Genomic DNA, 14,149 nt, shown 5'->3' with positions numbered 1-14,149 from the left:
GCTCATTCATGATGCAGCACTACTTCCGCAGCTCGATGACGGTCTTGCCGATGCGGATCGGTGCGCCCAGCGGGACCGGTGTGGGGGTCGTGAGACGGGTCCGGTCCAGGTACGTGCCGTTGGTGGACCCGAGGTCCTCGACGATCCACTGGCCGTCCCGGTCCGGATAGATCCTGGCGTGCCTGCTGGACGCGTAGTCGTCGTCCAGCACGATCGTGCTGTCGTGTGCGCGGCCGAGCGTGATCGTCTGCCCCTGCAGCGCCACCGTCGTACCCGTGAGGGTGCCTTCGGAGACGACCAGCTTGGTGGGCGCGCCACGGCGCTGCCGGCCGCCGCCCTGCTGCTGGCGCTGCGGCGCCGGCGGCGTGGCGGCCTGCCGGGCCGTCTGCTGGGGACGCGTGTTGTCGCGGCGCGCGCCGCGCTGCGTGACACGCGTCCCGAACAGGTCGCTGCGGATGACCTGGACGGCCACGATCACGAACAGCCACAGAACGGCCAGGAAACCCAGCCGCATGACCGTCAGGGTCAGCTCTGACATTGCCCCCGCTTCACCCTTCGGCTTGCCGATAAACGATGGTGGTTTGGCCCACGACGATCCGCGAGCCGTCGCGGAGCGTAGCGCGGGTGGTGTGCTGCCCGTCCACCACGATGCCGTTGGTGGACCCGAGATCCTGGATCGTCGAGGGCGTTCCGGTCCGGATCTCGCAGTGCCGGCGCGAGACGCCGGGGTCGTCAATCCGTACGTCTGCTTCGGTGGACCGGCCGAGAACGAGCGTCGGCCGGGAAATCTGGTGACGGCTGCCGTTGATCTCGATCCAGTGCCGCACGCGCGTGCCCGGCATCGCGCCCGCGCCGGGGCGCTGCGCCGAGGCGGCGGGCGCGTGCGCCGGTGCCGCGGCCGGACGCCCGGGGGGCGGCGCGGCGGGCATGGGCGGCGCGGCGGGCGCGCTCGCCTGCGGGTAGCTGTAACCGCCCGGCGCCTGGTTCGGCCTGGGCGCGGTGGGGCGGTCGGGCCGGTCCTGACTGGTGGACGAGGCGAGCGTGCGGCTGCGTACCCGGTACAGACCCGTGTCCAGGTCCTCCGCCTTCTCCAGGTGCACCTTGATGGGGCCCATGAAGGAGTAGCGCTGCTGCTTCGCGTAGTCGCGCACCATGCCGGACAGCTCGTCGCCGAGCTGTCCCGAGTAGGGGCTGAGGCGCTCGTAGTCCGGCGCGCTCAGCTCCACGATGAAGTCGTTGGGGACGACCGTCCGCTCGCGGTTCCAGATCGTCGCGTTGTTGTCGCACTCGCGTTGGAGGGCGCCCGCGATCTCGACGGGCTGCACCTCGGACTTGAAGACTTTGGCGAAGGTGCCGTTGACCAGACCCTCGAGCCGCTGCTCGAACTTCTTCAGGACTCCCATGGGGCACCTCCTCCTTCGTAGCGCTGCCTTCTTGGTACTGCTTACTGATCGTATCCACGCGCCGGGAAAACGGCTGGTTCCCCCTGCCCGCCCGGCTGATGAGTGTCGACGCTCACAGCCTGCTTCGACCGCCCTTCTACGGAGGATCGTAGAGGGGGCTCCGGGACAGTGTCCCGTACGCGGCTGTGGAGACGGCGGGGTACGGGCGAGCCGGGCCCGGGAGTACGGGGGCGGTGCCGTGCGCGGTGCGGGTTCCGTGCGGTGTTCGGTGCGGGTCCGTGCCGTTTTCTGTTCCTGGTTCGAGCTGTGTCCGGTGCGGTTCCGTGCCGGGATCGGTACAGGTTCGGTGCGGTGGCCGGGCCGGGTCCGGTGCGGGTCCGGGGCGGAGTCCGCACGAGGTCCCGGCGTCGTACGCACTGTCAGGTGCCCGCCAGGGGGGCGGGGAAACGGATGTGAATCCACCCTCCGCAGCGTGCTAATCTTCTGGATGTCGGAAGGCGCTCACCCCGCAAGGGCGAGACCGGAAGACACACCCAATGCGCGGGTGGCGGAATAGGCAGACGCGCTGGATTCAGGTTCCAGTGCCCGAAAGGGCGTGGGGGTTCAACTCCCCCCTCGCGCACAGCGAAAAGCCCCGCAGATCTTCGGATCTGCGGGGCTTTTGCGTTGCCCTGAACCGTCTTGCGCGGGCCGCGCCGCCCTGTGGTTTATGTCACCTTCAGGCGGCGAAGCGGGCGGCCAGCTCCTTGCCCTTGCTCTCGGCGGACTCGAGCGCCGCCGCGCGGGAGGTCTCGTAGAGCGGGACGAGCTCGGCCATGGCCGGGTTGACCGGGGCCATCGTCAGCTCGGGGACGATGAAGGCGAGGTCCATGCCGAGCGAGTCGCGCAGAACGGCCTCCAGGTAGTTCTGCACGTACTCCATGCCCGCGCGCGGGGTGCCCGGCGCGTAGGAGCCGCCGCGGCTCGCGACGACGGTGACCGGCTTGCCCTGGGCGGACGGCGTCTCCGTCCCCGCGGTGCGGCCGATCAGGATGATGTTGTCCAGCCACGCCTTCAGTGTCGACGGGATCGTGAAGTTGTACATCGGGGCGCCGATCAGGACGGCGTCCGCCTGCTCCAGCTCCTCGATGAGCCGCACGCGCGCGGCGAAGGCGGCGCTCTGGCCGGGCGTGTGCGTGGCCGGGTCGGCGAAGCCGGCCGTGTGGGCGTCGGCGGTGAGGTGGGGCACCGGCTCCGCGCCGAGATCGCGGTGGATGACCGTGCCCTCGGGGTGCTGCTCCTGCCAGGCCTTGCGGAACGCGTCCGTGACGGTGCGGGAGGCGGAGGCGGAACCGGTGAAAACGGACGAGTCGATGTGCAGCAGCGTGGCCATGGTGTGTCTCCAGCGGGGTGCGAGTGATCGGTGTAGCGGTCGGGTGTGACCGGTCGGGTGTGAGTGGTCAGGTGCGACCGGTCGGGTGTGAGTGGTGGGAGCGCGACTGCTGGGTGCAGTTGAGTACGTAACTAGTAATAGCACAGGGACTTACTTTTTTTCACCCCCGAACGGGAGCGCAGTACCCTGGACCCATGGCCGGCATCGGGGAAGAGACGAACGGGGCGGGCGCGCACGCCTCCCACGAGCCCCAGGGCTGCACCGGGGTCGACGTCGGGATGACGCGCGTCTTCGGGCTGCTCGGGAAGCGGTGGACCGGGCTGATCGTGTCCGTCCTGATGCAGGGGCCGGTGCACTTCGCCGACCTGCGCCGGGCCATCCCCGGGATCAGCGAGCGGATGCTCTCCGACCGGCTGACCGAACTGGGCACGGCCGGGATCGTCGTACGCCAGGTCGACGAAGGCCCGCCGCTGCGCGTCTCGTACCGGCTGACCACGGCGGGCTCGGCGCTGCAGCCGTCGCTGGCCGAGCTGGGGGCGTGGGCGGAGAAGTATCTGGCGGCCGAGGGTGGGACGTGTCCGGAGGAGTTCCGGAGGTAGGGGTTTTCCGGAGCTGGGCCTGCCCTGAAGTGGGGGGTGCTGGGTGCGCCGGGCCTGGGTGGGCGGATGTGTCGGCGGTGGACGTGTTGGGGGGCCGGGCGGGGTGTCCACAACTGGCGGGTTGTCCACAGCGGGTTGGTTGTCCACAGGCTCTGACGGGGTTTTCCGGGCGGCGGTACGGTCGTGACCGATCGCGGAGGTGCGGCCCATCAGGGGCCTACGTGAAGGCGTAGGCGGGCCCGCACGCCGTGCGGTGTCGTACGCCGTGCGGTGTCGTACGGGATGGGGGAGGTCGGCGTGGTGACGACGGGACGGCAGGACAGGGTGGCTCGGGCGGCGCGGAGGCTGCCGCGCGTGGCCGCATTCGCGGGGCGGGCCGGGCACGGGGAAGACGGTGCGCAGGAGTCGCCGAAGGCGGCCGGCAAGGCGCTGCGGCAGCGGGTGCCGAGGTCCTCGCACGCCGGGTTCGAGGTGAGCGCGGACCGGCCGGACGCGGTGCGGGCCGTCGAGGAGTCCAACCGGGGCCGGATCGCCGCCCTCACGCCGATCCGCGTGGGCCGGATGACCACCTCGCCCTTCGCCTTCCTGCGGGGCTCCGCCGGGCTGATGGCGCACGACCTGGTGCACACCCCGCTGACCGGCATCGGCGCCCAGATATGCGGCGACGCCCACGCCGGGAACTTCGGGCTCTACGGGGACGCGCGCGGCGGCCTCGTCATCGACCTCAACGACTTCGACGAGACCGTGCACGGCCCCTGGGAGTGGGACGTCAAACGGCTCGCCGCCTCGCTCGTGCTGGCCGGGCGGGAGGCGGGCGCGGACGAGGACGTGTGCCGCACGGCCGCCCACGACGCGGCGGGTGCCTACCGCCGCACCATGCGGTTGCTCGCGAAACTGCCCGCCCTCGACGCGTGGAACGCCATCGCGGACGAGCGGCTCGTCTCCCACACCGACGCGCAGGACCTCGTCGGCACCCTGCGGCGGGTCTCCGAAAAGGCGCGGCACAACACCAGCGGGCGCTTCGCGGCCCGGTCCACGGAGGCGGACGAGGAGGGCGGGCACCGGTTCGTGGACGCGCCGCCGGTGCTGCGCCGGATACCCGACGCCGAGGCGGAGGCGGTCGCGGCCTCGCTCGGCGGGTACCTGGAGACCGTGGCGCCGGACCGGCTGCCGCTGCTCGCGCGGTACGCCATCCACGATGTGGCGTTCCGCGTCGTCGGCACCGGGAGCGTCGGGACCCGGTCGTACGTGGTGCTGCTCCTGGACCATCGGGGCGAGCCGCTCGTGCTGCAGGTGAAGGAGGCGCGGCCGTCCGCGCTGCTCCCGCACCTGCCAGCGGTCGGGTTCAAGCCGACCGCCGTCGAGCACGAGGGGCGGCGGGTGGTGCAGGGGCAGAAGCGGATGCAGGTGGTCAGCGACATCCTGCTCGGCTGGACCACGGTGGGCGAGCGCCCGTTCCAGGTGCGGCAGTTCAGGAACCGCAAGGGCAGCGTCGACCCGGCCGAACTCGCCGCCGACCAGATCGACGACTATGCGCGCATGACCGGCGCGCTCCTGGCCCGCGCCCATGCGCACAGCGCCGACCCGCGCCGGATAGCCGGGTACTGCGGCAAGAACGAGCAGCTGGACGAGGCGATCGCCGCTTTCGCCGTGGCCTACGCGGACCGGACCGAGGCGGATCACGCCGAGCTGATGCGGGCGGTGCGGGGTGGGCGGGTCGCGGCGGAGAGCGGGGTTTGAGCAGCGGGGCGTGGTCGTGTGGGTGAGTGCGGGGTGGGGGTCGGGGCTGGCGCGGGGCGTGATCGTGGCGAAGGCCGGAGCCGGCGCTGGGTGGGTTCGTGGTGGGGGTCGGAGCTGGCGCGGGGCGTGATCGTGGTGGATGGGTGCCCTAGGCTGGGTGGGTGATGAGCCCGGAGAGCGATGTGGCGGAGCCGCCGGAGGAGCAGGCTCGCAAGAGGCCCGAGGAGCGCCTCGAGCGGGCGGTGCGCGCTGCCGAGCAGGCCCTGATCGAGTTCGAGATCGCGGTGGAGACGTTCCGGGTCGAGGTGGAGAACTTCTCCCGGCTCCACCACCAGAAGCTCGGGCCGATGTACACGCGGCTCGACGAGCTGGAGGCGCTGATCGCCGAGGCGACGGCCGCACGCACCGGCGACCCCGAGGACGCGCGCAAGGCCGACGAGGCGCGGGCGCGGGTCATGCCGATGCCCGGTGTCGAGGAGCTGTTCCACGGCTGGATGGACGGGGACGGGCTGTTCCCCGAGGCCGCCGCGATGCTCACCGAGCAGTCCGTGCGGCCCCCGCAGCGCGTGCGGCCCAGCGACGAGGCCCGCAAGCTCTACCGCGAGCTCGTCCGCCAGGCCCACCCGGATCTCGCCCAGGACGAGAAGGAGCGGGGCCGCCGGGACGAGTTCATCGCGCGGGTCAACGCGGCCTACGGGCGCGGTGACGTGACCTTGCTGCGAGAGCTGGCCGACGAATGGGCCGCGGGCCCGGTGCCGCCGGAGCGGGAGCCGACGCCCAGCGAAGAGCTGTACGCCCGCCTGGAGTGGCTGGCGCAGCGCAAGGAACTGCTGGCCGCGGTGGCGCGGGAGCTGGAGGAGAGCGCGATCGGCGCGATGCTGCGGATGGCGCCGGAGGACCCGGACGCGCTGCTCGACGAGATCGCCGAGCAGTTGCTGGCACAGGTCGCCGAACGCGAGTCCGAGCTGGAGCGCCTCACCGCCGAATCCTGAAGCTCCGGCCGGCCGGCCGGTCGGGCGGTGGCGAGTACGGGCCTGGGAGTGAGCGCGGGTCTGTGGGTACGTGCGGGTCGGATATAGGTGCGGGCCGGGCGTCGGCGCCGGGTCCGGTCGGGTAGCGTCGGGCGCATGGTTTTCGGTTCTGGTGTGCCCACGGTCGGTGTCGACGAGCTCAAGGCGGACGACTTCCTCCTCGACGTCCGTGAGGACGACGAGTGGCAGGCAGGTCACGCCGCGGGTGCGCTGCACATCCCGATGAGCGAGTTCGTCGCGCGCTACGGCGAGTTGACCGAGGCGGCGCCGCAGGACGGCCGGGTCCACGTGCTGTGCCGGGTCGGCGGGCGCTCCGCCCAGGTCACGCAGTACCTCGTGCAGCAGGGCGTCGACGCGGTGAACGTGGACGGCGGCATGCAGGCGTGGGAGGCGGTCGGCCGCCCCGTCGTGGACGACAACGGCCAGCCGGGCTCGGTCGTCTGAACCGCCCCCTACCCGTGTCCGCCCCGTCGCTCAGCCCAGGGGGTGGGCGGCGAGGAGATCGCCGAGTGTCTCCTCGTGGGCGGCGGCCGGGCCGAGCGCGAGCTCCAGGTGCTTGGCCCAGGCGTGATAGCGGTGCAGCGGATAGTCCGTGTCCGCGCCGAAGCCGCCGTGCAGATGCTGCGCGGTCTGCACGATGCGGCGCACGCCGTCGGACGCCCACGTCTTGGCGACCGCCACGTCCCCCGTGACCGGCAGCTGACCGGAGGCGCCGCTGCTCAGACGCCAGGCGGCCTGCCACAGGGTGACCTCCATCGCGCGCAGGTCGATGTAGCGGTCGGCGGCCTGCACGGCGACCGCCTGGAACGTGGCGATCGGATGCCCGAACTGTTCGCGCTTGCTCGCGTAGTCGCTGGTCATGGCGAGAACGCGCTCCCCGAGGCCCAGAGCGAGCGCACAGGTGCCGGTGGTCAGCAGGCCATGCAGCAGGGGCCATGCGGCAGGATCCCTGATGACATCGCGGGCCGCGACGCGGGCGCCTTCGAGGCGTAGTTCGGCCAGCCGCTCACCGGTCGTCGAGAACTGCTCGGCAAAGCTGCGGCCCTTCACCTCGGTGGCCGGCCCCGGCAGCAGCGCGAGTACGGTGGCGCCCTCGGCGGTGTGGGCGGGGACGACGATCCGGTCCGCGTTCCACGCCCACGGAACGGCCGTCTGGACGCCGTCCAGCACCCAGCCGCCGCCATCGCCGCCGTCGCCCTCACTGTCATCGCCATCGTCCCCGTCGGGCGCGCGGCGAGCGGTGACCGCGAGGTCGGCGGAGTCGTGCCCGGTGCGTCCGGCCGAGGCGACGGTCAGCACGGTCTCGCCCCGCCCGGCAGCGGGCAGGAGCTTCTGCCGCAACTCCGGTCGCCCATAGGACTGCATCGTCGCCACGGCCGCGCTGTGCTCCAGTAGCGGGACCCGGGCCAGGACCTTTCCCGCCTCCCGCAGGATCAGGCACAGCGCGATGGCGTCGAGCCCCGCGCCGCCGTGCTCCGGTGCGATGAGCAGGCTCAGCAGATCGGCCTCGGCCGTCTTGGCCCACAGGGCGCGGTCGAAGTCGTCGGCGACGGCGCCGGAGGTGAGCGCGGGACTGGGCACCCCGTCGGGCGCGACCGGCGCGAATACCGCCCGCGCCGCCTCGACGGCCGCCTGCTGCTCCTCGGAGAAGGTGAAGTCCACCGGGCTGTCCTCCCGTTCCGTGCCGCACCTCGACCTGACGGGGCGTCAAGATAGAACAGGTTCTACGAGAAGGGAACAGTCGGGCCGGGAGCCGCGAGCCGTGAGCCGGCCGGGGGTTGGGGCGGGGACCGAGGACCGGGGGGCCGGGGGACCCGGGACCCGGAGGGTGGGTCGCCGCGTGATCCGGCGATGCGGTGGCTCGGCTCAGCGGTCGAAGTCCACCTCCACCCGTTCCGTGGCCGGATGCGACTGGCAGGCCAGGACATACCCCGCTTCGGTCTCCTCCGGCTCCAGCGCGAAGTTGCGCTCCATCCGCACGGAACCCGAGACGAGGAACGCGCGGCAGGTTCCGCAGACGCCGCCCTTGCAGGCGTAGGGCGCGTCCGGGCGGTTGCGCAGTACCGCGTCCAGGAGGGATTCGCCGTCCCCGACGGGCCAGGTGCCGGAGCGGCCGTCGAGCAGGGCGGTCACCGTGCTGTGCGCGGGCGTTCCGGCCGTCGCGGGCCGGGTTGACGCGGGTCCCTCGTCCACGTGGAAGATCTCCTCGTGGATGCGGTCGCGCCGCACGCCCAGGCCGCGCAGCGCCCGCTCGGCGCCCTGCACCAGACCGTAAGGACCGCACAGGAACCAGCCCGAGACCGTGTCCACCGGGAGCAGGGCCGGGAGCAGCGCCGCGATACGTTCCTGGTCGAGCCGGCCCGATGTCAGGCCCGCCTGCTGCTCCTCCCGCGAGAGGACGGTGACCAGCTGGAACCGGTCCGGGTAGCGGTCCTTCAGGTCGGCGACCTCCTCGAGGAACATCGTGGAGGCGGCGGTGCGGTCGCTGCGGATCAGGCAGAACCGGGCGTCCGGCACCCGCTCCAGGAGCGTCGTGGCGATCGACAGGACCGGGGTGATGCCGCTGCCGCCGACGACCGCCGCGTAGTGCCCGGGGGCCGGGTCGAGGGTGAAGCGCCCGGCCGGGGTCATCACCTCGACCTCGTCGCCGACGGCGATCTCCTTGTGCGCGTATGTCGAGAAGGCGCCGCCGTCGACGAGACGCACCCCCACCCGCAACGTCCGCGGCGCCTCACCGGCCGGGACCGGGGAGCAGATCGAGTACGTGCGCCGCATCTCCGTGCCGTCGTCCGTGCGACGCAGGGCGAGGTGCTGACCCGGTGCGTGACGGTAGGACGCGCGCAGTTCGGCGGGCACGGCGAAGGTGAGCGCGACGGCGTCGTCGGTGAGCCGGTCGACCGCGGCGACGCGCAGGCGGTGGAAACGGGCCCTGCCTGTCCCGTCAGCCATCACAACTCTTTGCGGCCATCACAGCTCCTTGAAGTGATCGAAGGGTTCGCGGCAGGACAGGCAGCGCCGCAGCGCCTTGCAGGCGGTGGAGGAGAAGTGGCTGAGCAGCTCGGTGTCGGTTGCGCCGCAGTGCGGACAGGCGACGGCCTCCGCGCCCCGGTCGGGGCCGGCTATGCGCCGGGTCGGACCGAGGCCGATCGTGACCGGCCCGGCCGGAGCGCGCGTGGTGCGGGGCGGCGCTATGCCGAACTCGCTGAGCTTGCGGCGGCCCTCGGGCGTGATGTCGTCGGTGGACCAGGCGGGCGCCAGCACGGTCCGCACGGTGACGTCCGGGACGCCGTGCTCGTGCAGGGCCTGCTCGATGTCACCGGCCATCGTCTCGATCGCGGGGCACCCGGTGTACGTGGGGCTCAGCTCGACCTCGACGCGGCCGGGGCCGCGCGTGTGCACGGCGCGCAGGACCCCCAGCTCCTCCAGGGTCAGCACGGGCAGCTCGGGGTCGGGGACGGAGCCGGCGACCCGGCGCAACTCGGCTTCGAGCGGTGTCTCCTGATCGCGGGCGAGGGTCACCATGACGCCCCCGGGTGGCTGCGGTGCAGGTGCTGCATCTCGGCGAGCATCCGGCCGAACGGCTCGGTGTGCAGGCCCTGGCGTCCGGCTCCGGCGCGCCATGCCCCGGTCTGCGGGCCCTCCGGGACGGTGAGGGTGGCCCGGTGCAGGGTGTCGGTCACCGTGGCGGTCCACCGGGTCCGCAGCTCCGCCCCGTCGACGTCCAGGCCGGGGACGGGCTGGAACATCTCGCCGGTGAAGCGCCACAGGGCGCCGACCGCGCGCTGCATCCGCGCGTGGCTCTCCTCGGTTCCGTCGCCGAGCCGCAGGGTCCACTGCTGGGCGTGGTCCTGGTGGTAGGCGACCTCCTTGACGGCCTTCGCGGCGAGCGGGGCGAATGCGCCGTCCCCGGCCGCGAGTTCGGCGTACAGGAGGTGCTGGTACGTGGAGAAGTAGAGCTGGCGGGCGATGGTGTGGGCGAAGTCGCCGTTCGGCTGCTCGACGAGTTGGAGGTTGTGGAAGGCGCGCTCCTCGCGCAGGTACGCCAGCTCGTCCTCGTCGCCGACCATGCCGAGCAGGACGCGGGCCTGGCCGAGCAGATCGAGGGCGATGTTGGCCAGGGCGACCTCCTCCTCCAGGACCGGCGCGTGGCCCGCCCACTCGCCGAGGCGGTGCGAGAGCACGAGGGCGTCGTCGCCGAGGGCCAGCGCGGCCGTCGCGAGGACGGTGCCGGTGCCGGTGCCGGTGCTGGTGGCGATGCCGGCGGCGTCGGTGGTGGTGCCGGTGGCGGGGCTGGTGGTCACAGGTGCTGCACCCCCTCCGGGATCTCGTAGAACGTCGGGTGCCGGTACGGCTTGTCGGCGGCCGGTTCGAAGAACGGGTCCTTCTCGTCGGGGGACGAGGCGGTGATCGCCGCGGACGGCACGACCCACAGGGAGACGCCTTCGCCGCGGCGCGTGTACAGGTCCCGCGCATTGCGCAGCGCCAGCTCCGCGTCCGGGGCGTGCAGGCTGCCCGCGTGGGTGTGGGACAGGCCGCGCCGGGAACGGACGAAGACCTCCCACAGGGGCCAGCCGCCGCCTTGCGTCGTGGGAGTGGTCGGGGTGTCGCTCATGCCGCCCTGCCTTCCGAGGTCGCCGTCGTGGCGTGCTTGGCCGCGTGTGCCGCGGCGGCCTCGCGCACCCAGGCGCCCTCGTCGTGGGCGCGCCTGCGCTGGGTGATCCGCTGTTCGTTGCACGGGCCGTTGCCCTTGAGGACCTCGCGGAACTCCGCCCAGTCGATCGGGCCGAAGTCGTGCTGCCCGCGCTCCTCGTTCCACCTCAGCTCCGGGTCCGGGAGCGTCAGACCGAGGGACTCGGCCTGGGGGACACAGATGTCGACGAAGCGCTGGCGCAGTTCGTCGTTGGAGTGGCGCTTGATCTTCCACTCCATGGACTGCGCGGAGTGCGCCGACTCGTCGTCGGGCGGGCCGAACATCATCAGCGACGGCCACCACCAGCGGTCCACGGCGTCCTGCGCCATCGCGTGCTGGGCCTCTGTGCCGCGGCTGAGGGCGAGCAGCAGCTCGTAGCCCTGGCGCTGGTGGAAGGACTCCTCCTTGCAGACGCGGACCATGGCCCGCGCGTACGGGCCGTACGAGCAGCGGCACAGCGGTACTTGGTTGGTGATCGCCGCGCCGTCCACCAGCCAGCCGATCGCGCCGACGTCGGCCCAGGTCAGCGTCGGGTAGTTGAAGATCGAGGAGTACTTCTGGCGACCGCTGTGCAGCTTGTCGAGCAGGTCGTCGCGGTCGGCGCCGAGGGTCTCGGCCGCGCTGTAGAGGTACAGGCCGTGCCCTGCCTCGTCCTGGACCTTCGCCATCAGGATCGCTTTGCGGCGCAGGGAGGGGGCGCGCGTGATCCAGTTCGCTTCCGGCTGCATGCCGATGATCTCGGAGTGCGCGTGCTGGGCGATCTGGCGCACCAGGGTCGCGCGATAGGCGTCGGGCATCCAGTCGCGGGGCTCGATGCGCTCGTCGGCCGCCACTGCGGCGTCGAACGCGGCCTGGAACCCGGCGGCGGGGTCCGCGTCCGCGGCTGTGCCGACTGCCTGGTGGTGCGGGGCTGCTGTCGCCATCCCGGTCCCCTTCGGCCTCGGCCCCTCGACCTCGGCTGCTCGAATCCCGGTCGGAGGCCCTCGATGCTCCCGACCGATCGTTCGGTTCGTCGGATTCAATGGTGGGACGTGGCGCCGTAGGGTGTCAACCCTGAGCCGCCGAGCCTGTGGATAACCGCGGGCAGCTGTGCCGAACGACCACTCCCCAGTACCGTGCCGGTGCGCCGCACCTGCTGGGCGGCACGGCGCGGAATCGGTTCGCCGCCGGGCGACCGGGCGCGACGGACCAGGCGAACCAGAGGAACCGGGGAACGGGGAGCACCGATGGACACCGAAGCAGGCGCCGCGGACGAGGCCGCCCGGCGCAGGCCACAAGAGGCACCGCCCACGCCGCCGGACGCGGCGGACACGCAGTGGAGCGGCACCGCGGAGCCTCTCGGCCCTGGACTGCCGGTCGACGAGGGCCCGTCCGCCCCCTTTGACCGTCGCGGCATCCTCGCCCTCTCCCCCGGCTACCGGTTCACCGCCGGCCTGGCGCTCGTCGCGATCGGCGCCGTCACCTGCTTTCACGTGCTCATGGTCTTCCTGCACGTCGCCCCGGCGAACACCGTGTCCAAGCAGCACGCTCCCCTGGTCAGCGCCTGGATCTACCCGGAGTTCGAGCAGAACTGGAAGCTGTTCGCGCCGAATCCGCTGCAGCAGAACATCGCGGTGGAGGCCCGTGCCGAGGTGCGCGGGTCGGACGGCGAGCTGCGGACCACCGCCTGGCACGACCTGTCCGCGCAGGACGGCGCCGCCATCGACGGGAACCTGATGCCGAGCCACACCCAGCAGAACGAACTGCGCCGCGCATGGGACATCTACACATCCACGCATGACCTGCAGAACCGTGCGACGAGCTTGCGCGGCACGCTCTCCGAGCAGTACCTGCGGCGCGTCCTCGTCCTGCGCCTCGACCGGATCGGTGTGGCCGGCAAGGGTGACATGGTCGAGCGCGTCCAGGTCCGTTCGCGGTCGACCGTGATCAAGCCGCCGAAGTGGAGTGCCGAGAAGGTGGACCAGAAGCCGGTCTATCGGCAGGTGTCCTGGTGGACGGTGACGGCGCGGGACGCGTCGCTCGACAGCGGTACGCATCTGCGGGTCAAGGCCGCGACGGGTGGTGCCCGATGAACCCCGTCGTGGAGCAGTCGCGCCGCCTGGAGAAGGCCCTGCGCTCGGGCCTTCAGGCGATCACCGCGGCGCCGCTCGGCCGCTACCAGAGCGCCGTGATCCGCATTGGATTCGCCGCGACCTGGCTGCTGTTCCTGCTGCGCGAGTTCCCGCACCGCCAGGAGCTGTACGGGCCGGACGGTCCGTGGAGCTGGAGCCTGGCGCAACAGCTCATCGCGGACAATCACGCGTTCACCGCGCTGCTGTGGTCCGACAGCCAGGCGTGGTTCGAACTCGTCTACGCGATCGCCGTCCTTGCCTCCGTCCTGCTGATGCTGGGCTGGCACACCCGCGCCACCTCGGTGCTCTTCATGATCGGTGTGCTGTCGCTGCAGAACCGCAGCGTCTTCGTGGGCGACGGCGGCGACAACGTCATCCACCTCATGTCGATCTACCTGATCTTCACCCGCTGCGGGCAGGTGTGGTCGCTGGACGCCCGTCGCGCTGCACGCGCGCGTAGCGCGGCGGAACCGGTCGAGGGACCGGCGGCGGTGGACCTCGGCGGGATGATCCTCTGGTGGGTCCTGGGACTCGCGCTGGCGGCCGTCACGTTCTCCGGCGACGTGGGCGGCGGCTGGCTGACGATCTTCTGGGGGTTGTGGCTCGTCCAGGGCCTGTGGTGGTACGCCGACCGTCGCTCCGGGGCCGGTGACGCGCGCCTGCTCTGCGACGTGGTCGCCAACCTCGCGCACAACGCGGCCCTGCTGGTGGTCATGGTCGAGGCGTGCCTGATCTACGCGACCGCCGGCTGGTACAAGATCCAGGGCACCCGCTGGCAGGACGGCACCGCGGTCTACTACCCGCTGCACCTGGACTACTTCTCGCCGTGGCCCGCCCTCGGCGACCTGCTCACGGCGTTCGGCCCGATGGTGCTCCTGGTGACGTACGGGACGGTCGCGGTCCAGGTCGCGTTCCCGTTCACGGTCTTCAACCGGCGGGTCAAGAACGTCCTGCTCGTGTTCATGATCCTGGAGCACGCGGTGATCGCCATCGTGCTCGGGCTGCCCTTCTTCTCGCTCGCGATGATCGCCGCCGACGCGGTGTTCCTGCCGACGTCCTTCCTGCGACGGGTCGGCAGGTGGGCGGCGCGCACGCGTGGACGGCTCTTCCCCGGCACGCGGAGCGCCGAGGTACCCGCCCCGCGTACCGAACGGGACCCCGAGCCGCTGCCCGCGCAGGCGCCCACGGCCCGCACGTAGGCTT

General features: G+C 72.0%; 15 protein-coding genes and 1 tRNA gene. 7 read left to right on the top strand and 9 right to left on the bottom strand.

Annotated elements, in window-relative coordinates:
- Window positions 1-19: 19 nt before the first annotated feature.
- Together C1N81_RS23885 and C1N81_RS23880 are read right to left on the bottom strand one after the other, a co-directional pair.
- A complete protein-coding gene (locus C1N81_RS23885; RefSeq protein WP_394432306.1) occupies window positions 20-538 on the bottom strand; it encodes an FHA domain-containing protein FhaB/FipA in 519 nt (172 codons plus the stop codon).
- A 10-nt stretch (window positions 539-548) separates the two neighbouring features.
- A complete protein-coding gene (locus tag C1N81_RS23880; protein ID WP_394432304.1) occupies window positions 549-1,403 on the bottom strand; it encodes an FhaA domain-containing protein in 855 nt (284 codons plus the stop codon).
- Window positions 1,404-1,941: 538 nt separating this feature from the next.
- On the opposite strand from C1N81_RS23880, the gene C1N81_RS23875 reads away from it, so the two are divergent.
- Window positions 1,942-2,025 (top strand) — tRNA-Leu (locus tag C1N81_RS23875).
- Window positions 2,026-2,121: 96 nt separating this feature from the next.
- Here the strand turns inward: C1N81_RS23875 and C1N81_RS23870 are convergent.
- Window positions 2,122-2,775 carry an FMN-dependent NADH-azoreductase gene (locus C1N81_RS23870; RefSeq protein ID WP_394432302.1) on the bottom strand — a complete coding sequence of 218 codons (654 nt, stop codon included), beginning with the start codon at window positions 2,773-2,775 and terminating at the stop codon, window positions 2,122-2,124.
- Window positions 2,776-3,053: 278 nt separating this feature from the next.
- Between C1N81_RS23870 and C1N81_RS23865 the strand changes: the two genes are divergently transcribed.
- The 4 genes from C1N81_RS23865 to C1N81_RS23850 all read left to right on the top strand — a co-directional run bounded on the left by C1N81_RS23865 (window position 3,054) and on the right by C1N81_RS23850 (window position 6,589).
- Window positions 3,054-3,374 carry a winged helix-turn-helix transcriptional regulator gene (locus C1N81_RS23865; protein ID WP_394438190.1) on the top strand — a complete coding sequence of 107 codons (321 nt, stop codon included), beginning with the start codon at window positions 3,054-3,056 and terminating at the stop codon, window positions 3,372-3,374.
- A gap of 282 nt (window positions 3,375-3,656) precedes the next feature.
- A complete protein-coding gene (locus C1N81_RS23860; RefSeq protein ID WP_394432300.1) occupies window positions 3,657-5,114 on the top strand; it encodes a DUF2252 domain-containing protein in 1,458 nt (485 codons plus the stop codon).
- A 164-nt stretch (window positions 5,115-5,278) separates the two neighbouring features.
- Entirely contained in the window at window positions 5,279-6,106 is an 828-nt protein-coding gene (locus tag C1N81_RS23855) for a J domain-containing protein (RefSeq protein ID WP_394438188.1), read from the top strand.
- A 153-nt stretch (window positions 6,107-6,259) separates the two neighbouring features.
- On the top strand, window positions 6,260-6,589 hold the full coding sequence (locus C1N81_RS23850) for a rhodanese-like domain-containing protein (protein ID WP_394438186.1): 330 nt from the start codon (window positions 6,260-6,262) through the stop codon (window positions 6,587-6,589).
- A 30-nt stretch (window positions 6,590-6,619) separates the two neighbouring features.
- Here C1N81_RS23850 and C1N81_RS23845 read toward each other — a convergent pair whose 3' ends face one another.
- The 6 genes from C1N81_RS23845 to paaA form a co-directional block, all read right to left on the bottom strand.
- A complete protein-coding gene (locus C1N81_RS23845) occupies window positions 6,620-7,807 on the bottom strand; it encodes an acyl-CoA dehydrogenase family protein (protein WP_394432298.1) in 1,188 nt (395 codons plus the stop codon).
- Between the two features lie 204 nt (window positions 7,808-8,011).
- A complete protein-coding gene (gene paaE / locus C1N81_RS23840; protein WP_394432296.1) occupies window positions 8,012-9,094 on the bottom strand; it encodes a 1,2-phenylacetyl-CoA epoxidase subunit PaaE in 1,083 nt (360 codons plus the stop codon).
- An 18-nt stretch (window positions 9,095-9,112) separates the two neighbouring features.
- Window positions 9,113-9,667, bottom strand: coding sequence for a 1,2-phenylacetyl-CoA epoxidase subunit PaaD (gene paaD / locus C1N81_RS23835; protein ID WP_394432294.1), 555 nt, complete (start codon window positions 9,665-9,667; stop codon window positions 9,113-9,115).
- The gene (gene paaC / locus C1N81_RS23830; protein WP_394438184.1) at window positions 9,661-10,401 is read right to left on the bottom strand and encodes a 1,2-phenylacetyl-CoA epoxidase subunit PaaC; all 741 of its coding nucleotides are present in this window, start codon (window positions 10,399-10,401) and stop codon (window positions 9,661-9,663) included. Before paaC ends, paaD begins: the two co-directional genes overlap by 7 nt.
- 41 nt (window positions 10,402-10,442) lie before the next feature.
- Window positions 10,443-10,757 carry a 1,2-phenylacetyl-CoA epoxidase subunit PaaB gene (gene paaB / locus C1N81_RS23825; RefSeq protein WP_394432292.1) on the bottom strand — a complete coding sequence of 105 codons (315 nt, stop codon included), beginning with the start codon at window positions 10,755-10,757 and terminating at the stop codon, window positions 10,443-10,445.
- Window positions 10,754-11,758 (bottom strand): 1,2-phenylacetyl-CoA epoxidase subunit PaaA, encoded by a 1,005-nt coding sequence (gene paaA, locus C1N81_RS23820; protein WP_394432290.1) that lies wholly within the window; start codon window positions 11,756-11,758, stop codon window positions 10,754-10,756. Before paaA ends, paaB begins: the two co-directional genes overlap by 4 nt.
- Before the next feature lie 303 nt (window positions 11,759-12,061).
- On the opposite strand from paaA, the gene C1N81_RS23815 reads away from it, so the two are divergent.
- Window positions 12,062-12,907 (top strand): DUF5819 family protein, encoded by an 846-nt coding sequence (locus tag C1N81_RS23815; protein WP_394432288.1) that lies wholly within the window; start codon window positions 12,062-12,064, stop codon window positions 12,905-12,907.
- Window positions 12,904-14,145: an HTTM domain-containing protein gene (locus C1N81_RS23810; protein ID WP_394432286.1), complete on the top strand. Its 1,242-nt coding sequence runs from the start codon at window positions 12,904-12,906 to the stop codon at window positions 14,143-14,145. The genes C1N81_RS23815 and C1N81_RS23810 overlap by 4 nt, the downstream gene beginning before the upstream one ends.
- Window positions 14,146-14,149 lie beyond the last annotated feature (4 nt).

This window comes from Streptomyces sp. SGAir0957, from assembly GCF_043523415.1.
This window is presented reverse-complemented; position numbering and strand designations above follow the sequence as displayed.